Source organism: Rhizobium sp. USDA 3886 (assembly GCF_056279785.1).
Genome location: NZ_JBWCDC010000001.1, coordinates 2,202,365 through 2,222,804, shown reverse-complemented (window position 1 = coordinate 2,222,804; position 20,440 = coordinate 2,202,365). Strand labels below are relative to the sequence as shown.

Sequence of the window (20,440 nt, the reverse complement as noted above, 5' to 3'; positions counted from 1 at the left end):
TTTTCCCGGTAAAAACGCCTATGAACCGGCGCTATGAATAACGTCCGGCTGCCGAGTGCGATGCGAATTATCGGCCCGGCCTTCCGCGCGCGCTAAGCCGCCGGAAGGTCCGGGTTTTTGGCGCTTGGGCAAACGAGCGCTTCCGTCACCAGACATTTTTGAAGCCGTCGCGCCTTGAAGGCGCTTAGAAACGATTGCTGAACATGACCGACACAGCCGAAAAGATCGACTACTCGAAGACCCTCTACCTGCCCGAAACCGACTTCCCGATGCGTGCCGGCCTGCCGCAGAAGGAGCCGGAAATCGTCGCCCGCTGGCAGCAGATGGGCCTCTACAAGAAGCTGCGCGCATCTGCCGCCGGGCGCGAAAAATTCGTCCTCCACGACGGCCCGCCCTATGCCAACGGCAACATCCATATCGGCCACGCGCTGAACAAGATCCTCAAGGACGTCATTAACCGCTCGTTCCAGATGCGCGGCTTTGACGCCAACTATGTTCCCGGCTGGGACTGCCACGGCCTTCCGATCGAATGGAAGATCGAGGAGAAGTACCGCGAGAGGGGCAAGAACAAGGACGAGGTTCCGGTCAACGAATTCCGCAAGGAATGCCGCGACTTCGCCGCCGGCTGGATCAAGGTGCAGTCCGAGGAGTTCAAGCGCCTCGGCATCGAAGGCGACTTCGACAATCCCTATACGACGATGAACTTCCACGCGGAGTCCCGCATCGCCGGCGAGCTTCTGAAGATCGCGACAAGCGGCCAGCTCTACCGCGGCTCCAAGCCGGTCATGTGGTCAGTCGTCGAGCGCACGGCGCTGGCGGAAGCCGAGGTCGAATATGCCGATGTCGAAAGCGACATGATCTGGGTGAAGTTTCCGGTCGCGGAAGGCCCTGCCGCCCTGGCCGGCGCCTTCGTGGTCATCTGGACGACGACTCCCTGGACGATCCCCGGGAACCGGGCGATCGCGTTTTCGTCGCGCTACCCCTACGGTCTCTATGAAGTTGCGACCGCCGAGAACGACTTCGGTCCGCAGCCGGGCGAGAAGCTGATCTTTGCCAAGCGCTTGGCTGAGGAATCCGCAGCCAAGGCGAAGGTGACCTTCAATTTCGTTCGCGATATCAAAGCGGATGAACTTGCCGCCGTCACCTGCGCGCACCCGCTGCATGGCCTGGGCGGCGGCTATGATTTCCATGTGCCGCTGCTTGATGGCGAGCATGTGACCGATGATGCCGGTACCGGTTTCGTCCATACGGCCCCCAGCCACGGCCGCGAAGACTTCGATGCCTGGATGGACAATGTACGGGAGCTCGAAGCGCGCGGCATCTCCTCCACGATCCCGTTCCCGGTCGACGACGCGGGCTTCTTCACCGTCGATGCGCCCGGATTTGGTCCGGACGCGGAAGGCGGCGCGGCGCGCGTCATCGACGACAGCGGCAAGAAGGGCGATGCCAACGAGCGCGTCATCAAGGCGTTGATCGCCCGTCACGCGCTCTTCGCACGCGGCCGCCTCAAACATTCCTATCCGCATTCGTGGCGCTCGAAGAAGCCGGTCATCTTCCGCAACACGCCGCAGTGGTTCGTCTATATGGACAAGGAACTTGGCAACGGCGCGACGCTGCGCTCCCGCGCGCTGAACGCGATCGACGAGACCCGCTTCGTGCCGGCCGCCGGCCAGAACCGCCTGCGCGCCATGATCGAACAGCGCCCCGACTGGGTGCTTTCGCGTCAGCGCGCCTGGGGCGTGCCGATCTGCGTCTTCGTCGATGAGCAGGGCCAGATCCTGCAGGACGACGAGGTCAACGCCCGCATCCTCGAAGCCTTCGAAAAGGAAGGCGCCGACGCCTGGTTCGCCGAAGGCGCGCGTGAGCGCTTCCTCGGAAAGAAGGCGAACGAGCCGTGGAAGCAGGTCATGGATATCCTCGACGTCTGGTTCGACTCGGGCTCGACGCATACCTTCACGCTGGAAGACCGCCCGGACCTCAAATGGCCGGCCGACCTCTACCTTGAAGGCTCGGACCAACATCGCGGCTGGTTCCACTCCTCACTCTTGGAATCGGCCGCCACCCGCGGCCGCGCGCCCTACAATGCCGTCCTCACCCATGGCTTCACCATGGACGAGAAGGGCGAGAAGATGTCGAAGTCCAAGGGCAACGTGACTGCGCCGCAGGAAGTCATGAAGGATGCAGGTGCGGATATCCTCCGCCTCTGGGTCATGACCTCCGACTATGCGGACGACCTGCGCGTCGGCAAGACGATCATCCAGACGAACGTCGATGCCTACCGCAAGCTCCGCAACACGATCCGCTGGATGCTCGGCACGCTTGCCCACGACAAGGGCGAGGTGATCGCGCTCGCCGACCTGCCGGAGCTGGAGCAGCTGATGCTCCACCGCCTGGCGGAACTCGATGAGCTCGTGCGCGAAAATTACGATGCCTTCGACTTCAAGAAGATCGCCCGCGCGCTGATCGACTTCGCCAATGTCGAACTCTCGGCCTTCTATTTCGACATCCGCAAGGACGCGCTCTACTGCGACGCGCCGTCGAGCCTGCGCCGCCGTGCGGCCCTCCATGTCATCCGCAACATCTTCGATTGCATGGTGACCTGGATGGCGCCGATGCTGCCCTTCACGATGGAAGAGGCATGGCTGTCGCGCGATCCATCGGCGGTCTCGGTTCATCTCGAACAGTTCCCGGCAATCCCGGCGGAATGGAGGAACGAGGCGCTGGCTGCCAAGTGGAAGAAGGTCCGTGCGATCCGATCGGTTGTCACCGGCGCTCTGGAGATCGAGCGCAAGGACAAGCGGATCGGCTCGTCGCTGGAAGCGGCACCCGTCGTGCATGTCACGGACGGCGCGCTTCGTGCCGCTCTCGACGGCCTGGATTTCTCGGAAATCTGCATCACCTCGGACATCGGCGTTGATGGCGGCAAAGGTCCGGTTGAAGCCTTCCGGCTACCGGAAGTTCCAGGCGTCAGCGTCGAGCCAAAGCTTGCCGAGGGCACCAAATGCGCCCGTTCCTGGCGTATCACCAAGGATGTCGGCTCCGATCCGCAGTATCCGGATGTATCGGCACGCGATGCTGCTGCATTGCGTGAACTCGGATTGTAATACTGAAGAAAATTGCCGGATGAATTGCTCTTTTGCAGTTCATCCGGTAAAAGCTGCCTGAAAATGGCCGGATTTTTACGTCAGGGGGACGATTATCCGGTAGGGCGATGATTGCACCGGCATGGCTGGAAGGGTTTTCATGTTAGCAAAGCGTTGGTTCCGTGTAGGCGCTTGCCTGACTGTTGTTGTGGCGGCGGGCTCGATAGCGTCCGGCTGCAGCCCGACCTACGGCACCGGCACGACGGCGATGTCGCAGCTCGGCGACGATCTCGGCCAGTCCGTGTCCTTGGCTCCCCGAGAGCCGAAGAACAAGGGCGTCAAGTACACGCCGCGCCCGACGCTGGTCCTGCCGGCCCAAGCGTCGAAGGAAACGCTGGTCGAGCCGCAGCAGACGATCGCCAGCAAGGAAAATCCTCAGTGGGTCGAGTCGCCGGAAGAAACCCGTGCACGCCTCGTTAAGGAAGCGGACGAGAACGAGGACAAGTACACCTACGTCTCGCCGCTCGCCAAGAACGGCGTGGAAGGCGGCCGCCAGACGACGGACGCGCAGACCAAGGCCTATCGCGAAGCCCGCGCCCTGCAGAAGGGTGCCTATCTCGATCAGCGCCGCTACATTTCCGATCCGCCGACGACCTATCGTCAGGTCGACGATCCCGCCAAGCTGGAAGATCTCGGGGAGCCCGAACTCAAGAAGGCGAAGCAGCGCAAGAAGGATGCCGCCGTCGCCGGTACCGGCAAGAAGTGGTGGAACTTCCTTCAGTAAGTTCAGGCCATCTCAGGCTTGCCGCGGCGCCGCGGACCAGCGGCGGACGAGTACGATGTGCAGCAACTGACATCCGAAGAGAATGCAGGCGGGGAGCAGAAGTGCATTTGCGCCGATCAGGCCGCTCGCAGTTATTGGGATGCTAATGGCGATGGCGAGCACCGGCACAAAGCCGAAAGCGATAAGCCGCGGCGCCGACCAATTCACATTGCCCCGCAAAGACCATTGCATCGGGATTTTTTCGGCACCCGGCGCGACTGCCCAGTAAGCCCAGGCAGCGAGCGCAATCATGGCGGCGAGGACAAGGATGGCCGGTGTCATGGCAGCTGCCTCTTTTCGGCGAAGAACGTCCTGAGAATATCTGCTGATTCCGTTTCGTTCAAACCGGAATAGACCTCCGGCGCATGATGGCATGTTGGCTGTGCGTAGAACCGCACGCCGTTGTCGACCGCCCCGCCCTTCGGATCTTCTGCGCCGTAGTAAAGCCTGCGGATGCGCGCGAACGAGATGGCCGCCGCACACATGGTGCAAGGTTCCAGCGACACATAGAGATCGGCTCCAACCAGACGCTCCTGCCCTAGGGCTTCGCAGGCCATCCGGATCGCAACGACCTCGGCATGCGCCGTGACATCGTTGAGTTCCCGCGTCCGGTTGCCCGCGCGCGCAACGACGGCGCCATCAAGCACCACCACGGCGCCGATAGGCACTTCGCCGCGCCCGCCCGCCGCCCGCGCTTCGTCGAGCGCCATCTCCATAAACCAATTTGTCTTCACGATCCGGCAAATTCCCACTTAACCGCAGGGGCGTGACCTGATAGACAGGCCCCAAAAGGCAGGCAAACAACAAATGACATTCAAAGACAAGCCAAAACGGCCGGGCGGCAAGCCCTTCGAGCGCGATGCGCGGCCGAAAACCGAAGGCAAACCGGCAAGAAGCGTGCCCACGAAGGCTGCAGCCGTAGAGGCCGAAGGCGAGACCAAGGCGGAACGCATCTCCAAGGTCATGGCGCGCGCAGGCGTCGCCTCGCGCCGCGACATCGAGCGCATGATCATGGAAGGCCGCGTCACGCTGAATGGCAAGACGCTCGACACGCCAGTCGTCAACGTGACGCTCGCCGACAAGATCGAAGTGGACGGCGTTCCGATCCGCGGCATCGAGCGCACGCGCCTCTGGCTCTATCACAAGCCGGCCGGCCTCGTGACCACCAATTCCGACCCGGAAGGCCGCCCGACGGTTTTCGACAATCTTCCGGAAGAGCTGCCGCGCGTCATGTCGATCGGCCGGCTCGACATCAATACCGAAGGTTTGCTGCTGCTGACCAATGACGGCGGTCTTGCCCGCGCGCTCGAACTGCCGACCACCGGCTGGCTGCGCCGCTACCGCGTCCGTGCCCACGGTGAGATCGATCAGGAGGCGCTCGACAAGCTGAAGGACGGCATTGCCGTCGACGGTGTGCTTTACGGCGCGATCGAAGCGACGCTCGACCGTACACAAGGTTCGAATGTCTGGCTGACGATGGGCCTGCGCGAAGGCAAGAATCGCGAAATCAAGAACGTTCTCGGCGCTCTCGGCCTCGACGTAAACCGCCTCATCCGTATTTCCTACGGCCCGTTCCAGCTCGGCGACCTGCCGGAGCGCGAGGTTGTCGAAGTGCGCGGACGCACCCTCCGCGACCAGCTTGGTCCGCGTCTGATCGAGGACGCCAAGGCGAATTTCGACGCGCCGATCTACAATAGCCCCGCTGTTGCTGCCGAAGAAGAGGCTGAAGCAAGGCCGGAGCGCCGCGAACGTTCGTGGAAGCCGGAAGACAAGCGCGAGCGTGCACTGAGCCGCCTCGACACCAAGCGCGACGATCGCCGGGATGACCGTCGTGAAGGCGGCCGCGATGGTGGCAGAAAGGAAGACGACCGGCCCAAGCGCCCCCCAGTTGGCAGCCGCAGGAACGCCAACGTGTGGATGGCACCCGGCGCCCGTCCGCTCGGCGAAAAGGCGGCCGCCAAGGCTGCGAAGAATGCCGAGACCGCCCGCAAGCGTGGCGAGAAGCCGGGCGGCAGTAAGCCGCAGCCCTCCAGCTACGGCGACGACCGGCCACGTGTGCAGATCAACCGCGCCCGCGACGAAGAAGGCGAGTGGATCCGCTCCAGCGAAGTTTCGCCGAAGTCCAAGGATGACGGGGAGGGTTTTGGCCGCAAGCGCTCATTCGGCGATCGTCCTGCACGCCCGGATCGCGGTTTTGGCGACCGCCCGGCTCGTGGCGACCGCCCGTCCGGTGACCGTCCTCCGCGTGGGGATCGGCCTTTCGGCGACAAGCCTCGCGGCGATCGCCGACCACGTGCTGAGGGTGGCGAACGTCCCCGTTCTTTCGGTGACCGTCCCGCGCGTGGTGACCGTCCTTTTGGCGACAAGCCCCGTGTTGACCGCCGACCACGCGAAGAGGGTGAGGAGCGTCCTCGTTCCTTCGGCGATCGTCCGCGCACTGCCCGCAGCGCTCCCGGCGAGGGTCGCTCCGAACGTCCGCGCGGCGAAAGGCCGTTTGGCGATAAGCCTGCGGGCGACAAACCGCGTGGCAAGAGCTTCGGCGGCAAGCCGGGTGGCGGCTCCAAGAATTTCTCCGGCAAGCCCAAGGGCGATCGGCCGGGCGGTGGCGGCAAGCCTTCGGGTGGGCCTTCGCGGGGTGGACCAAAAGGAAAGGGAATGACGCGCGGTGCGGATCGTCGGCGGTGAGTTTCGCGGACGGTCGCTCGCCGTACCGAAGTCGAATGATATCCGGCCGACTGCCGACCGGACGCGGGAGAGCCTGTTCAACATCCTGAGTCACGCCTATCCGGAATGCATCGACGGCACCCGGATTCTCGATCTCTTTGCCGGCACCGGCGCCGTCGGCCTTGAAGCCGTCTCGCGCGGCTGCCGTCATGCGCTCTTCGTCGAAAACAGCGTCGAGGGAAGGGGGCTTCTCTGGGAGAATATCGACGCCCTCGGTCTTCACGGCCGCACCCGCATCCTGCGGCGTGACGCCACGGATCTGGGCTCCGTTGGCAATCTCGAGCCGTTCAACATGCTTTTCGCCGATCCGCCCTATGGCAAGGGTCTTGGCGAAAAGGCGATGGCCGCTGCCGCCAAGGGCGGCTGGCTCGCGCCGGGCGCGATCGCCGTTCTGGAAGAGCGTTCGGATGTTGCCGTTTCCGCCGATCCTTCCTATCTCTTTCTGGAAGACCGTGTCTTCGGCGATACAAGGGTACATTTCTTCCGCTACCAGCCTCTGTAGGCGGCGGGTCATCCGGAGTTGAGTTCGTGCGGCAGGCGGTTATTGCGAGTAACGACATGCCTGTTCCAAGCGGCATGCCGACCGTGGCCATCGCCTTCGGCGGCGGCGGCGCACGTGGGCTTGCCCATATACACGTGATTGAGGCGCTGGATGAGCTCGGTATCCGCCCTGTCGCGATTTCCGGCGCGTCGATCGGCGCGATCATGGGTGCCGGCATGGCGGCCGGCATGACGGGCGAAGCGATCCGCGAGCACGCGCTGATGACGGTCGGCAACAGGACAGCTGTCGTCAGCCGCATCTGGGGTCTTCGGCCGCAGACGGTCCGGGATGCCGTCGCAAAGGGCATCCGTATCGGCCAGTTCAATCTCGAGCGCATCCTCAAGGCCTTCTTGCCGGCCGGCCTGCCCGATCGCTTCGAAGATTTGCCTATTCCGATGAACGTCATCACGACCGATTACTACGGGCAGAGCGAAGTCATCATCGGCGAAGGAGCGCTGTTTCCGGCGCTCGCCGCATCGTCTTCCATCCCAGCAGTCTTCATGCCCGTGCGCCTCCACGGTCGGGTGATGATCGATGGCGGCATCAGCAATCCGGTTCCCTACGAGTGCCTGATGGATATCGCCGATATCGTCATCGGCGTCGATGTCGTCGGCGCGCCGGAAGGCGACGGCACGCATATTCCAAACCGCATGGAAAGCATTTTCGGTTCCGGCCAGCTGATGATGCAGACGGCAATCACGCTGAAACTCAAGCTTCAGTCGCCGCAGATCTTCCTGCGCCCCGCCGTCGGCCGCACCGGCGTCATGGATTTTCTCAAGGCGCGCGAAGTGCTGGCGATGTCGGCGGGCGTCAAGGACGAACTGAAGCGCGCACTCGATCAGGAATTCGAAGCCCGCCTCAGGGCTTAGGCGTCTGCCGTGACCTCCGCCGTGCCCGCCAGCGGGTCTTCGTCGAAATCCATGGCTCGCTTCGGCTTCACCAGCGGTTCCGGCCGGACCGGCTGCGAGAAGAGCATGTCGCGCCCCGCCTGCAGCCCGCCGGTTACCTGAAGCGCCAGCCGCTCCTCATCGCGCTTGCGGATATCCTCGCCGATCTCGAAAGCGGCCGCCTCGTCGACCCCAAGTGCTTCAAGCGTGCGGCGACCGAACAGCAGGCCGGATTCCAGCGTTTCGCGCAATTCATAATCGACGTTCTTGTTGCGAAGCGCGATCGAATGGACGCGGTCATAGGAGCGCACGAACAGCTTCGCATGCGGATATTCGGCTTGCACGAGGTCCACGACCTTGTCGGTGATTTCCCGCTTCTGCGTGCAGACGATGACGATTTTCGCCCTTTCGATGCCGGCCGAGCGCAGCACGTCCTTTCGTGTCCCGTCGCCGAAGTAGATACGGAAGCCGAAGGACGAAGCTTGGCGGATACGGTCCGCGGAGAAATCGATGACGGTTACGTCCCGCCCGCCCGCGAGCAGGATCTGCGCGGCGATCTGGCCGAAACGCGAGAAGCCGACCATCAGCACATCGGCGCCCGCGCCCTCGAAATCCTCATCGAGCTCCTCCTGCTCGTCGCCTTTCAGCATGCGCTTCGAAAGTGCTGCCCCGAGCGGCGTCAGCGCCATCGAGAGGGTAACGATCGCCACGAGAAGCGATGCGGTGCTAAAGGGCATAAGGCCTGCGGCACCCGCGGTCGTGAACAGCACGAAACCGAACTCGCCTCCCTGCGGCAGCAGGAAAGCAATGCGGATAGCATCGTCGTGCGAGGAGCCGCTCACCCGGCAGAGGCCGTAGATGATCAGCGCTTTGACGGCCATCACGATCGGCACGGCGGCGACGATGAAGAGCGCGTTGTCGATCAGCACCTCAAGTTCCAGCGACAGGCCGACCGCCATGAAGAAGATAGCAAGCAGCACACCGCGGAAAGGTTCGATATCCGCCTCAAGTTCGTGGCGGTAGGAGGATTCGGCGAGCATGACGCCGGAGAGGAACGCGCCCATGGCCATGGAAAGCCCGGCGAACTGCATCAGGCTTGCCGATCCCATAACGACGAAGAGGGCGGCGACGATCATCGCCTCGCGTGCGCCAGTCCTTGCGATCACTTGGAAAAGCGGCGTCAGCAGGTAGCGTCCCATGACGATCATCGCGCCGACGGCGCCGACCGCGATAGCAAAATCCAGAAGCGGCGCATTGCTGCCGGTTTCGCCGTCGAGGATGGTGATCAGCGCGAGCAGCGGAACGATCGCCAGGTCCTGGAAGAGCAGCATCGAAAAGGAGCGCTGCCCGTATTTTGTGTTCACCTCGCCGTCATCGTCGAGAATCTGCATCGCAAAGGCAGTGGAGGAAAGCGCCAGCCCGAAGCCCGCAACGATGCTCCCCCGCCAATCGAGCACGCCGGAGAGATAAGCAAGCGCCGTCAGTGACAATCCCGTCAGCATTACCTGCGCGGTGCCGAGACCGAAGATATCCCGGCGCATCTGCCATAGCCGCGACGGCTTCAGCTCGAGGCCGATGATGAAGAGCAGGAAGACGACACCGAGCTCGGCAACGCTCAAAATCTGTTCGCCGTCGGTAATGCCGTGAAATATCGGGCCGATGACGACGCCCGCGGCAAGATAGCCGAGCACCGTGCCGAGCCCGAGCTTCTTGAAAATGGGCGCGGCGACGACCGCACCGCCGAGCAGCAGGATTGTTTCGGAAAAGAGGGCATTGGGGGCGGACATGTCGCGGAGTTTCTTTCAATGGCGGGATGCGCGCAAGCCGCGCGAAAAAGAATCGGCGGCCGCGGCCTTGATGCTTTCGGAAGTGCACAATAAATGGAAGCCCAAGGAAAGGCCAACTCATGTCCTCAGAAATAGACTCCTCGACACTTCTTTCCCGTGCAAGCCAGTTGATCGATCTCGCCAGAAAGGCTGGTGCCGATGCCGCCGATGCGGTTGTCGTGCGCTCGCGCTCGCAATCCGTCAGCGTCCGCCTCGGCAAAGTCGAAGGCACGGAATCGTCTGAAAGCGACGATTTCTCGCTGCGCGTCTTCGTTGGGCGGAAGGTCGCGAGCGTTTCCGCCAATCCCGGTTTCGATCTGCAGGCGCTCGCCGAACGTGCTGTCGCGATGGCGAAAGTCTCGCCCGAAGATCCCTTCGCCTGCCTTGCGGACGAGCAGCGGCTTGCGAAGTCCTATCCCGATCTGGAGCTGTTCGATCCGGCGGAGGTTTCCGCCGGCATGTTGCGCGAGGCAGCCCTTGCGACGGAGGCCGCGGCACTTGAGGTCAAGGGTGTCACCAACTCGTCCGGCGGCGGGGCTTCCGCCGGCTACGGCGGAATGGTCCTCGTCACCTCGCACGGCTTCGAGGGCAGCTATATGGGCTCGCGGTTCGGCCGCTCCGTCAGCGTCATTGCCGGAGAAGGCACCGGCATGGAGCGCGATTACGATTACGACAGCCGTCTTTATTATTCCGAGCTCGACGATGCCGCCGAGATCGGCCGCCGCGCCGGCGAGCGCGTGGTCAAGCGCCTCAATCCGCGCCAGGTCGATACCGGCAAGGACGTTACCGTCGTCTTCGATCCGCGCATGGCTCGCGGTTTTGTCGGCCATATCGCCGGCGCCATCAATGGCGCGTCGGTTGCACGCAAATCCAGCTTCCTGCGCGACAAGATGGGCCAGCAGGTCTTGAAATATGGCCTTTCGATTACCGATGATCCGCTGATCGTCCGCGGCCCGTCCTCGCGTCCTTTCGACGGCGAAGGCATTTCGGGCGAGCGGCTGGTGATGATCGAGGACGGCGTCCTGAAGCATTGGTTCCTTTCGACTGCGACGGCGCGTGAAATCGGCATGGAAACCAACGGCCGCGGCGTGCGCAGCGGCAATTCGGTGACGCCCGCTTCGACGAACCTCGCTCTGGAGCCGGGTGATATCTCGCCCGAAGAGCTGATCCGGAGCGTCGGGAACGGCTTCTATGTGACCGAGTTGATCGGCCAGGGCGTCAACATGCTCACCGGCGAATACAGCCGTGGCGCGACCGGCTTCTGGGTCGAAAACGGTGAATTGACGTTCCCTGTCTCCGAAGTGACGATCGCTTCGAACCTCAAGGAGATGTTCATGCACGTGACGCCCGCAAACGACATCGACCGCAAGTACGGCGTTGCGTCTCCCACGCTGGCGATCGAGGGTATGACGCTGGCGGGACGCTAAGCGCCCTGACCTTGAATTGGATTGATGCAATGAGTGACGTTCAAACGGCCCGCTGGCGGAGCGATCTCGAATTGATCGCCGATGCCGCGAAGCAGGCGGGTGATGTCGCTCTCGGCTTCTTCAATCAGTCGCCGGAAGTCTGGTGGAAGAATGGGGGGCGCTCGCCCGTCAGCGCTGCCGATTTCGCCACCAACGAAAAGCTTGAATCCATCCTGCGCCTCGCCAGGCCGGATTACGGCTGGCTCTCCGAAGAGACCGAAGACAGCGCCGCCCGTCTGTCGGCTGAGACGCTTTTCGTCATTGATCCGATCGACGGCACGCGCGCCTTCCTTGGCGGCCTAGATCTCTGGTGTGTCAGCGTCGCCGTCGTCCACCGCGGCAGGCCAGTTGCCGGAGTGCTTTACGCGCCCGCCCTAGACGAGCTTTTCGAGGCGGTCGAAGCCGGTTCCGCGACGAAGAACGGCAAGCCAATAGCCGTATCCGCCAAGGGACCGGATACCGTCAGCCGTTTTGCGATCGGCGAAGACATCCTGAAGGCGTCCCCCGATCCTTTCCGGCGGAAAATCGAAAGGGTGAAGCATGTGCCCTCGCTCGCCTATCGCATCGCGATGGTCGCAGACGGCCGTCTCGAAGGCACCTTCGTCAAGCGCAATTCGCATGATTGGGATCTTGCGGCCGCCGATCTCATCCTCGAACGCGCCGGCGGCCGGCTGACCGATCTCGATGGGCGCGCGGTGCTCTACAACCGTCCTGAGGTCAGTCATGCCGAGCTTTGCGGCGCTGCCGGCCCTCGCGTTGCGGAGTTTCTCGAAGGGCTTGCTGGCATACGAAGCAGTTGACGTTTGCGTCAAAATCCCGCAGATGAAAGCGCGGAGGAGACCAGAAAAGAAAGAGAAGAAAATGACGGAATCTGGCGGCAAAAAGCAGCTCTTGCATCTCGTATTTGGCGGCGAACTGGAAAGCCTGACCGACGTTCAATTCCGCGATCTGAACGATCTCGATATCGTTGGCATTTTCCCGGATTATGCCTCTGCGCTGACGGCCTGGAAGGCCAAGGCGCAGTCGACGGTGGACAACGCGCATATGCGTTATTTCATTGTTCATATGCACCGCTTGCTCGACCCGCAGGATCAGTCCTGAACCAACTGATTTTTAAGCGTTTTATGCATCGATGGCCGCTCAATCGGCAGCGCCGTCCCGCGCATTGCCAGATGCGCGCTATCGATTGACGCATTCTGAACAAATTACTCGGTCATTCCGGCCGCAACAATAATTGGGGAATGGGTTTGATGTCGATCATTGCTGATCGGAGGCGTTTTAGATGAGTTCGCCGAGAGCGCGGTTCGCGCTGGGCGTCTACCGGACCGCGGGGGTAGTCGCTTCGCCGCTGGTCGGTGCCTATCTCGCCTACCGGACCGCGAAGGGCAAGGAAGAGCGTGCGCGCCGCACGGAGCGCTTTGGTTATGCTAGCGCAAACCGGCCGCAGGGGCCGCTTGTCTGGTTCCATGCCGCAAGCGTCGGTGAGACCAACGCTGTCATTCCGCTCATCCGCGAAATCCGCCGCCGCGATATTCATGTGATCCTGACCACCGGAACTATAACCTCGGCAAGGCTCGCCGCCGAGCGCATCGGAAACGAGGCGATCCACCAATATGTGCCGCTCGACCTGAAACCTGCCGTCAGCCGCTTCCTGGAATACTGGCAGCCCGATTGCGCCATCATCGCGGAATCCGAGATCTGGCCGGCCACCGTCATGGAACTCGGCCGCCGCCGCATTCCGCAGATCCTCGTCAATGCGCGCATGTCGGATCGCTCCTTCGCGCGCTGGCAGCGGCGCGTGTCCATTGCCGAAGCGCTCTTTGAAAATCTCGCGCTCGTCATCGCGCAGTCGGATATTGATGCCGAGCGGTTTCGCGATCTCGGCGCCAGGCATGTGACGACCTCCGGCAATCTCAAGGTCGATACCGACGCACCGCCTTATGACGCATCCGTCCTCGCCCGCTACAAGAAGCAGATCGGGGACCGCAAAACCTGGGCCGCGATCTCGACCTTCGAGGGCGAGGAGAATGCCGCGGCAGTCGTCCATCGAACGCTGAAGGAGCGCAACGGCCAGCTGACGATCATCGTGCCGCGCCATCCCGAGCGCTCCGATGAGATCGAGGAAATGCTCGTCAAGCAGGGCCTCAAGGTTGCCCGCCGCACGCGTAACGACGTGCTGTCGCCGGATATCGACATCTTTCTCGGTGATACGATCGGCGAAATGGGTCTTTACCTGCGACTGACGGAAGTTGCCTTCGTCGGCCGTTCGCTCTTTGCCGAAGGCGGGCAAAACCCGCTGGAGCCAGCCATGCTCGGCTGTGCGGTGCTTTCCGGCAGCAACGTCCAGAATTTCCGCGACGCCTATCAGAAGCTCGCCCGCCGCGGCAGCGCCCGCATGGTGCGCGATACCGAGATGCTGGCCAAGGGCGTGCATTATCTGCTCATCAATGACGAGGCGCGGCGCAATATGATCGAGGCTGGTATCATGGCCGTGCAGGAAATGCGCGGCGCGCTGACGGCGACGGTGAAGTCTCTCGAGCCTTACATCAATCCGCTCACGGTGAAGGCAAGACTGCTGCCGAAGACCATGGCAGAGGGCTGAAGGAAAAGATGACGGCTGCGAACATCAAGGGAATTCTCTTCGACAAGGATGGCACGCTGCTCGATTACGATGAAAGCTGGCTGCCGGTGAACCGCGAATTGGCGCGCATCGCCTCGCAAGACGATCCGGCTCTGGCCGACCATCTGCTGAAGGCGACCGGGATGGACCCGGTGAGCGGCCATATCGTGCCCGACAGTCTGTTGGCCGCCGGCAACACCAGGCAGATCGCCGAGGGGCTGGTCGCGGCGGGTTCCAGGCTCGATGTCGCGGAAATGACGATCAAGCTCGACGCACTCTTTTCCCATGCCGCAGACTTCTCCGTCCCGGTCACCGATCTTGCCGCCTTCTTCGGGCGCTTGCATCGCCGCGGCTTCAAGCTCGGGGTCGCGTCCAGCGACAACGAGCGCTCCATCCGCCAGACGGCGCAGCGCTTCGGCTTCGCGGAATTCATCGACTACATCGCCGGCTACGACAGCGGTTTCGGTAGCAAGCCGGATGCTGGAATGGTCCTCGGCTTCTGTAAGGCGACGGGGCTCACGCCAGCGCAAGTGGCGGTCGTCGGCGACAACAATCACGATCTGCATATGGGCCACAATGCCGAGGCCGGGCTCAAGGTCGCCGTGCTGACGGGCACAGGCTCGCGGGAATCGCTGGCGGCGGCAGCCGATTATTGCCTCAATGATATCACCGAACTCGAGGCGCTTCTTCCGGACCATCAGCCGGCGTGATTTCACCGAAGCTTGCTTTTTCTGCAATTTTGCCCTTTCTTTCCCGCCAGTCGAGGGGGCAGCCGGTTGCCGGAGGGCACCGGAGGAGCGTAGGGCGGCAAATATGGTATCCGAGGCGCCGCCGTTCTGGTGGACGAAAGCTGATTGGCGGGCATGGGCGCTCTCGCCCTTTTCCTTCCTGTATGGACGGATCGCCGGCTACCGGATGGTCCATGCGCGCCGCGCCTCCCTTCCTGTTCCCGTCATCTGCATCGGCAACTTCACCGTCGGCGGTGCCGGAAAGACGCCGACGGCGCTGACGATCTCCCGTGCCGCCAAGGCCAAGGGACTGAAGCCCGGCTTCCTGAGCCGTGGCTATGGCGGCTCTCTGGACGTCACGGTGGTCGTCGATCCCGCCCATCATCGTGCGGTCGCCGTCGGCGACGAGCCGCTGCTGCTTGCCCGCGAGGCGCTGACCGTCGTTTCCCGCCGCCGCGTCGAAGGCGCCGAAAGGCTGGTGAGAGAAGGCGCGGACCTCATTATCATGGATGACGGCTTCCAGAGCGCACGGCTGGAGATCGACTACGCATTGCTCGTCATCGACGCGACGCGCGGCCTCGGCAATGGGCACACGGTGCCGGGTGGCCCGGTGCGCGCGCCGATTTCCGTGCAGATGCGCTATGCCAGCGCGCTTTTGAAGGTGGGGACGGCCAATGCCGCCGACGCGATCGTCCGCATGGCTGCCCGCGCCGCGAAACCCTATTTTACCGCATCGCTGAAGGTTTGCGGCGAGAACGATCTTACCGGCCGGAAGGTGCTGGCTTTCGCAGGCATTGCCGATCCGGACAAGTTTTTCCGGACGGTGGAGTCGCTCGGCGCCGAAATCGCGATTGGCAGATCCTTCGGCGACCACGAACACCTGAGCGACGATGAGATCACCGATCTGCTGTCGACCGCCGAACGCGAAAACCTGCTGATCGTCACGACCTCGAAGGACTTCGTGCGGCTTGCCGGACACCATGGCAAGGCAGAGGAACTCGCCGCCAAATGCCGCGTCATAGAAGTCGAAATGGCCTTCGAAGACCCGCAGGCGCCCGGTCTCATAATCGATCGTGCGATTGAAGCCTGCCGGGAGCGGCGGCTGAGGAAAGGCCGGAAGTCCGGGTGAGTTTAGGGGCGCCTGCCGCGGATTTCGGAAAGACTGACCTTGGCAATGCCGTCAGAGCCAAAATTGCTCTCGTCGAGCCAAGCTTCGATCACCGCCTTGTGCATGCCGCATCAATAGAAACACGGCTTACGCGGCGGCGCGCGTTCGTTGTATCCGCGGCGAAAACCAGACGCTGCCAATCTCTATCGACGAGTCCTCGGCATAGATGTCGCAAAGCGAGAGCCAGCCTTCGGCGGAAGCGCTGATCTTCGGGCGAACTGCCCAGAAGGGCTGGTCGGCGCGCGCTCCCAGCGACGCTACGAACTCACGAAACTGCCGGAAGCCGGAAATGGGCCATAACGCAGATAGTCGAACGACGAAGGGGCGTTCGCTGCCGGGCTCCACAGCGCTTCAACATGTGCCTCGCTCAGCGGCTCAAGACTGACGCTCAGGCCTTCGTGAATATTGCGCTCCGGAATGCGCCTCGCGGCATGAATGATCGGGCGGCCGAGTGAGCGCTCTTTCACCAGCGTTTCCTGGATCAGCGCTTTTGATTCGGCAGAACGCCGGCGCGCTTGTCGGCTTCGAGCGAAGAAACGACGTCCGCATAGGGTTCCTGGCGGGCGACGCTCCAGTAGCGCAACTCGTCGAGCGGGATATGCTTGCCGGTCATGGCGCAGATCACGTAGGAGCCCGGCGACAGGATTTGGAAATCTGCATCGAGATAGCGGATCTTCGCCTCGCGGTTTCCGTTTCCTTCAAACAAGTTCATCCTGCTCCGTTCCCTGTTGCCTTCGACTGCCAATATCGCGCCGAAAGCATTATTGCCAGCCTTTTCAGCTGCGTCCGAACAGGCGCTCGATATCAGCCAGCTTCAGTTCGATATAGGTCGGCCGCCCGTGATTGCACTGGCCGGAGCCCGGCGTCACTTCCATCTGCCGAAGCAGCGCGTTCATTTCCTCCTGCCGGAGCCTGCGGCCGGCGCGCACCGAGCCGTGGCAGGCCATAGTCGCGGCAACGTATTCGAGCTTGGCCGAAAGGCCGGAAGCCGTATCCCATTCGGCAATCTCGTCGGCAAGCTGGCGGATGAGGCCCTGCGCATCGACCTCGCCGAGCATGGCCGGCGTTTCGCGCACGGCAATCGCCCCCGGCCCGAAGCGCTCGATCGCAAGCCCAAGTTCTCCGAGGCCTTCGGCATGCACCATCAGCCGGTCGCAATCTTCTTCCGGAAGGTCGACGATTTCCGGGATTAGCAGCACCTGCGACGGCAGCCGCTTCGAATGCAGCGCCTTGCGCATTGCCTCGAACACCAGCCGCTCATGCGCGGCGTGCTGGTCGACGATGACAAGCCCGTCATCCGTCTGCGCGACGATGTAGTTTTCGTGGATCTGCGCCCGAGCGGCGCCGAGCGGGTAACGCGGCGGCGGCTCTTCGGCCGGTGCGGGCTGCTGCCATGCCTGCGCCTGCGGTTCGGCGCGTGCGGTCGGCATGCTCAGCCCGTCGAAGGACGCCTGCAGCCTTTCGCCAAAACGGCCATTTGAGGTCTGACCAAAACCGCCGTTTGCGGTCTGAAAGGGGCGCGATGGGGAGGTCTCGGCCGACCATGCGGCTTGCTGCGGCCGCTGGTAGCTCGGCTTGAAACCGGGCCTGAAGGAGCGAAGCATGTCGTCCGCGCCGGTCGTCGCCGCCCGGCTTCCATGGCGCGCCAGCGCCTCGCGCACCGCGCCGACGATCAGGCCGCGCACAAGGCCCGGATCGCGAAAGCGCACGTCCGACTTCGCCGGATGCACGTTGACATCAACCAGCGCCGGATCGAGCGTCAGCGCCAGGACGGCCACCGGATAGCGCCCGCCGGGGATCGTCTCGGCATAGGCGCCGCGGATCGCCGAAAGGATCAGCTTGTCCTGGACCGGCCGTCCGTTGACGAAGGCGTATTGATGGGCGGAGTTGCCGCGGTTGAAGGTCGGCACGCCGGCAAAGCCGGTGAGTGTGATGCCTTCGCGCTCAGCATCGAGCTCGATCGCATTGTCACGGAATTCCTTGCCGAGCACCTGCGCCATGCGCGCGAGGTGATCCTGTCCGGTCGCCGGAAATTCAAGCGTGCTGCGATCGGTGCCGGAGAGCACGAAGCGAACGCCGGGAAAGGCGATCGCCATGCGCTTGACGACGTCGGTGATGGCCGCCGCTTCCGCCTTCTCTGTCTTGAGAAATTTCAATCGCGCGGGCGTTGCGAAAAACAGGTCGCGCACTTCGACGATCGTGCCGGGGTTGGCGGCCGAGGGTCTCAGATGCAGCACCTTGCCGCCCGCAACCGCAATCTCGCTGCCGTCCGCACTATCCTTGCGGCGGCTGGAAATGCTGAGCTTCGCCACGGAGCCGATCGAAGGCAGCGCTTCGCCGCGAAAGCCGAGTGTGCGGATGTCGTCGAGCGTCGTGGAAATCTTCGAGGTGCAATGCCGCTTCACGGCAAGTTCGAGATCGGCCGCATCCATGCCCGAACCGTTGTCGCTGACCCGCAGCAGGCCTTTGCCGCCGCCGGACGTGGCGATCTCGATGCGGGTCGCGCCGGCGTCCAGCGCATTTTCGATCAGCTCCTTCGCCGCGCTTGCCGGGCGTTCGATGACTTCGCCGGCGGCGATCTGGTTGATGAGCGTTTCGGAGAGCTGTCTGATGGCCATGCTTCATTTTCGTGGATTCGCGTGGCCGAGGGAAGGGCGAAAACGCTCCATCCGCAGGGACTGTGTTTCCCCCATGAATTGGGGTGCTTAGCGTTAAGCCGCCGTTAGGAGAAAGCTGGCATTTTGATCGCACACAACCAGACAGTGCTATGAAATCGGATAGATGTGGGACGTGAAGTAATGAGTGCCGGCTTCGAAAAGGCGGACGCATCATCCGTGAGCGATGAAATGCCGGCCGAAATCGACCTGCAGGCAGCGCTCTTCGACGCCATTTCGGATGGCCTTTCGGCTGCTCTTATCATCTACGACAAGAACGATCAAATGATCTTCGCGAGCCGTCAGGTGCTCGATTTCTTCCCGATTTCATCCGTGACGCTGAAGCCTGGAACCCGGCTTCGCGATTTTCTCGGCGCCGTCTACGACACCGGCGTGCGCCAGCAATATCCAGCCAGGCAACCGGGCGTGCCGCTCGGACGCGAGGATTGGCTGTCCCAGAAGATTGCGTCCCACTGGCGCGAGCGCTTCGAAATCGTCGAGCGCCATGGCAGCGACCGCTGGATCCGTCTGGTCAAGCGCCGTCTGCCGAGCGGCTATTGCGTATCGATCATTTCCAATATTTCCGAGGAGAAGAAGCGCGAAGAGCAGTGGCGCTCCGACCTCCAACGCGTGCAGCTGACCGAGGATGTCCTCGACAATCTGCCGTTCCCGCTCTTCGTCAAGGATCGCAATCTCACCTATGTCGCGGTCAACATCGCCTTCTGCGAGAAATACCAGACGACCGCCGAGGAAGTGCTCGGCCGTAAGAGCGGCGACCTCTTCTCCCCAGATATCGCCAAACGCTTCGAAGACAGCGACCGGCATGTCCTGGAGACGGGCGAAATGTCGGTCGTGCGGCAGCGGCAGGTCGCCCGCGACGGTTCGGAGCGCGACATTGTCAGCCGCAAGCACCGCATTGGCAAGCCGGGGCGCTATTTCATCGTATCAACGATGCAGGATCTGCCGCGTGATGGCGCCGATCTCGACGAATTCGAGCAGGCAACATCCGTCACCGCTTCCAGCAGCCAGTCATTTCGCCGCGCCTATGTACCGCTGAATGGCGACAACGAGCGCCGGCCGCCGGCCGCCATGGAGACGATCGTTCCGGAGAATTTCTCCGGCCGCAAGATTCTGGTCGTCACCGCCGACCTCGCTGCCGAAACGGCCGCACTCCGCACCCTTGCGAAATATGGCTTCGAGGCCTGCTCGGTTCGCGGCGATGACGAGGAGGAGCGCTTCCTCGAAATCGCAACCTCGTCCGGCATCTCGCTGGATCTTCTGATCGTCGACAATCAGATGGGCATGCGCTGCCTGGAGCTCGCTGGACATTATGGTATCCCGGCGCTGGTCATGGACGGCTTCCAGCTTGCCAATGAGCTGACCTTCCAGATCGCCCGCCACTTCAACCGTAACAACCGTGCTTCCGCAGCCGTGGGCGAGGCTGACTGGGAAATCAACACCGTTTCCGAGACAGATCTGCTGGAGGTGCTGGTAGCGGAAGACAACGACATCAACCAGATCGTCTTCTCCCAGATCCTGGAGGGATTGGGCTATCGCTACCTGATCGCGCCGAGCGGCGACGAGGCGGTACGTCTCTGGGCGGAACACAGGCCGCAGATCGTGCTGATGGACATTTCGTTGCCGGGATTGAACGGCTTCGAGGCGGCGCGCGTGATCCGCCAGATGGAAGATGGCCATCCGAACAGGACGCCAATCATCGGCGTCCTGACGCAGGCATTCGAGCGGGATCGCGCCGAGTGTGCGAAGGCGGGAATGGGACGACGTCATCATGAAGCCAGTCAGCCCGGACATATTGGAGACGCTGTTCCAGAAGCATCTTGCCGGCGAGCCGCTGCGGGCACGCCTCTGAGCGGAAACGTTGCCGCTGGCTCATGCCGGGCACGGCTTCGAGCCGGCTTA

At 62.7% G+C, this 20,440-nt stretch carries 17 protein-coding genes and 1 pseudogene; 12 read left to right on the top strand and 6 right to left on the bottom strand.

Annotation, left to right across the window (positions count from 1 at the left end):
* Positions 1-203 precede the first annotated feature (203 nt).
* Positions 204-3,104: an isoleucine--tRNA ligase gene (ileS, locus tag ACZ9BX_RS11465; protein ID WP_476217946.1), complete on the top strand. Its 2,901-nt coding sequence runs from the start codon at positions 204-206 to the stop codon at positions 3,102-3,104.
* Between the two features lie 139 nt (positions 3,105-3,243).
* On the top strand, positions 3,244-3,867 hold the full coding sequence (locus ACZ9BX_RS11460; protein WP_476217944.1) for a hypothetical protein: 624 nt from the start codon (positions 3,244-3,246) through the stop codon (positions 3,865-3,867).
* A 12-nt stretch (positions 3,868-3,879) separates the two neighbouring features.
* Here the strand turns inward: ACZ9BX_RS11460 and ACZ9BX_RS11455 are convergent, their stop codons facing one another.
* A complete protein-coding gene (locus ACZ9BX_RS11455) occupies positions 3,880-4,188 on the bottom strand; it encodes a hypothetical protein (RefSeq protein WP_476217942.1) in 309 nt (102 codons plus the stop codon).
* A complete protein-coding gene (locus tag ACZ9BX_RS11450) occupies positions 4,185-4,622 on the bottom strand; it encodes a nucleoside deaminase (RefSeq protein ID WP_476217940.1) in 438 nt (145 codons plus the stop codon). The genes ACZ9BX_RS11455 and ACZ9BX_RS11450 overlap by 4 nt, the downstream gene beginning before the upstream one ends.
* Before the next feature lie 91 nt (positions 4,623-4,713).
* Here ACZ9BX_RS11450 and ACZ9BX_RS11445 point away from each other — a divergent pair, with 91 nt between their 5' ends.
* Genes ACZ9BX_RS11445 through ACZ9BX_RS11435 form a run of 3 tightly spaced genes read left to right on the top strand, consistent with a single transcriptional unit; the run spans position 4,714 to position 8,040 of the window.
* Positions 4,714-6,591, top strand: a complete 1,878-nt coding sequence (locus tag ACZ9BX_RS11445) for a pseudouridine synthase (protein WP_476217938.1) — start codon at positions 4,714-4,716, stop codon at positions 6,589-6,591.
* A complete protein-coding gene (rsmD, locus tag ACZ9BX_RS11440; RefSeq protein ID WP_132559438.1) occupies positions 6,572-7,132 on the top strand; it encodes a 16S rRNA (guanine(966)-N(2))-methyltransferase RsmD in 561 nt (186 codons plus the stop codon). The genes ACZ9BX_RS11445 and rsmD overlap by 20 nt, the downstream gene beginning before the upstream one ends.
* 26 nt (positions 7,133-7,158) lie before the next feature.
* On the top strand, positions 7,159-8,040 hold the full coding sequence (locus ACZ9BX_RS11435) for a patatin-like phospholipase family protein (protein WP_476217935.1): 882 nt from the start codon (positions 7,159-7,161) through the stop codon (positions 8,038-8,040).
* Here ACZ9BX_RS11435 and ACZ9BX_RS11430 read toward each other — a convergent pair.
* Entirely contained in the window at positions 8,037-9,845 is a 1,809-nt protein-coding gene (locus tag ACZ9BX_RS11430) for a monovalent cation:proton antiporter-2 (CPA2) family protein (protein ID WP_476217933.1), read from the bottom strand. The two genes, ACZ9BX_RS11435 and ACZ9BX_RS11430, sit on opposite strands and share 4 nt — an antisense overlap.
* Positions 9,846-9,964: 119 nt before the next feature.
* Between ACZ9BX_RS11430 and ACZ9BX_RS11425 the strand changes: the two genes are divergently transcribed.
* The 6 genes from ACZ9BX_RS11425 to lpxK all read left to right on the top strand — a co-directional run bounded on the left by ACZ9BX_RS11425 (position 9,965) and on the right by lpxK (position 15,827).
* On the top strand, positions 9,965-11,311 hold the full coding sequence (locus tag ACZ9BX_RS11425; protein WP_476217931.1) for a TldD/PmbA family protein: 1,347 nt from the start codon (positions 9,965-9,967) through the stop codon (positions 11,309-11,311).
* A gap of 29 nt (positions 11,312-11,340) precedes the next feature.
* Positions 11,341-12,150 carry a 3'(2'),5'-bisphosphate nucleotidase CysQ gene (locus tag ACZ9BX_RS11420; RefSeq protein ID WP_476217929.1) on the top strand — a complete coding sequence of 270 codons (810 nt, stop codon included), beginning with the start codon at positions 11,341-11,343 and terminating at the stop codon, positions 12,148-12,150.
* A 61-nt stretch (positions 12,151-12,211) separates the two neighbouring features.
* Entirely contained in the window at positions 12,212-12,451 is a 240-nt protein-coding gene (locus ACZ9BX_RS11415) for a DUF4170 domain-containing protein (protein ID WP_476219980.1), read from the top strand.
* A 181-nt stretch (positions 12,452-12,632) separates the two neighbouring features.
* Positions 12,633-13,952 (top strand): lipid IV(A) 3-deoxy-D-manno-octulosonic acid transferase, encoded by a 1,320-nt coding sequence (gene waaA, locus ACZ9BX_RS11410; protein WP_476217927.1) that lies wholly within the window; start codon positions 12,633-12,635, stop codon positions 13,950-13,952.
* An 8-nt stretch (positions 13,953-13,960) separates the two neighbouring features.
* Positions 13,961-14,680: an HAD family hydrolase gene (locus ACZ9BX_RS11405; protein ID WP_027507810.1), complete on the top strand. Its 720-nt coding sequence runs from the start codon at positions 13,961-13,963 to the stop codon at positions 14,678-14,680.
* A 103-nt stretch (positions 14,681-14,783) separates the two neighbouring features.
* Positions 14,784-15,827 carry a tetraacyldisaccharide 4'-kinase gene (gene lpxK / locus ACZ9BX_RS11400; protein ID WP_476217925.1) on the top strand — a complete coding sequence of 348 codons (1,044 nt, stop codon included), beginning with the start codon at positions 14,784-14,786 and terminating at the stop codon, positions 15,825-15,827.
* A 296-nt stretch (positions 15,828-16,123) separates the two neighbouring features.
* On the opposite strand, the gene ACZ9BX_RS11395 is transcribed toward lpxK, so the two are convergent.
* The 3 genes from ACZ9BX_RS11395 to mutL form a co-directional block, all read right to left on the bottom strand.
* Positions 16,124-16,333, bottom strand: coding sequence for a hypothetical protein (locus tag ACZ9BX_RS11395; protein ID WP_476217923.1), 210 nt, complete (start codon positions 16,331-16,333; stop codon positions 16,124-16,126).
* 14 nt (positions 16,334-16,347) lie between these two features.
* On the bottom strand, positions 16,348-16,578 hold the full coding sequence (locus tag ACZ9BX_RS11390) for a DUF2093 domain-containing protein (protein ID WP_022716573.1): 231 nt from the start codon (positions 16,576-16,578) through the stop codon (positions 16,348-16,350).
* Positions 16,579-16,642: 64 nt separating this feature from the next.
* Positions 16,643-18,484 carry a DNA mismatch repair endonuclease MutL gene (mutL, locus tag ACZ9BX_RS11385; protein ID WP_476217921.1) on the bottom strand — a complete coding sequence of 614 codons (1,842 nt, stop codon included), beginning with the start codon at positions 18,482-18,484 and terminating at the stop codon, positions 16,643-16,645.
* Between the two features lie 180 nt (positions 18,485-18,664).
* On the opposite strand from mutL, the pseudogene ACZ9BX_RS11380 reads away from it, so the two are divergent.
* A pseudogene (locus ACZ9BX_RS11380) lies at positions 18,665-20,390 on the top strand (response regulator).
* The last annotated feature ends 50 nt before the right edge of the window (positions 20,391-20,440 follow it).

Excerpts from the sequence above, each read along its gene's own strand:
- waaA (WP_476217927.1), top strand. The coding sequence starts at position 12,633 with ATGAGTTCGCCGAGAGCGCGGTTCGCGCTGGGCGTCTACCGGACCGCG.
- ACZ9BX_RS11455 (WP_476217942.1), bottom strand. The coding sequence starts at position 4,188 with ATGACACCGGCCATCCTTGTCCTCGCCGCCATGATTGCGCTCGCTGCC.
- lpxK (WP_476217925.1), top strand. The coding sequence starts at position 14,784 with ATGGTATCCGAGGCGCCGCCGTTCTGGTGGACGAAAGCTGATTGGCGG.
- ileS (WP_476217946.1), top strand. The coding sequence starts at position 204 with ATGACCGACACAGCCGAAAAGATCGACTACTCGAAGACCCTCTACCTG.
- mutL (WP_476217921.1), bottom strand. The coding sequence starts at position 18,484 with ATGGCCATCAGACAGCTCTCCGAAACGCTCATCAACCAGATCGCCGCC.
- ACZ9BX_RS11460 (WP_476217944.1), top strand. The coding sequence starts at position 3,244 with ATGTTAGCAAAGCGTTGGTTCCGTGTAGGCGCTTGCCTGACTGTTGTT.
- ACZ9BX_RS11405 (WP_027507810.1), top strand. The coding sequence starts at position 13,961 with ATGACGGCTGCGAACATCAAGGGAATTCTCTTCGACAAGGATGGCACG.
- ACZ9BX_RS11445 (WP_476217938.1), top strand. The coding sequence starts at position 4,714 with ATGACATTCAAAGACAAGCCAAAACGGCCGGGCGGCAAGCCCTTCGAG.
- ACZ9BX_RS11415 (WP_476219980.1), top strand. The coding sequence starts at position 12,212 with ATGACGGAATCTGGCGGCAAAAAGCAGCTCTTGCATCTCGTATTTGGC.
- ACZ9BX_RS11425 (WP_476217931.1), top strand. The coding sequence starts at position 9,965 with ATGTCCTCAGAAATAGACTCCTCGACACTTCTTTCCCGTGCAAGCCAG.
- ACZ9BX_RS11390 (WP_022716573.1), bottom strand. The coding sequence starts at position 16,578 with ATGAACTTGTTTGAAGGAAACGGAAACCGCGAGGCGAAGATCCGCTAT.
- ACZ9BX_RS11450 (WP_476217940.1), bottom strand. The coding sequence starts at position 4,622 with ATGGAGATGGCGCTCGACGAAGCGCGGGCGGCGGGCGGGCGCGGCGAA.
- ACZ9BX_RS11420 (WP_476217929.1), top strand. The coding sequence starts at position 11,341 with ATGAGTGACGTTCAAACGGCCCGCTGGCGGAGCGATCTCGAATTGATC.
- ACZ9BX_RS11430 (WP_476217933.1), bottom strand. The coding sequence starts at position 9,845 with ATGTCCGCCCCCAATGCCCTCTTTTCCGAAACAATCCTGCTGCTCGGC.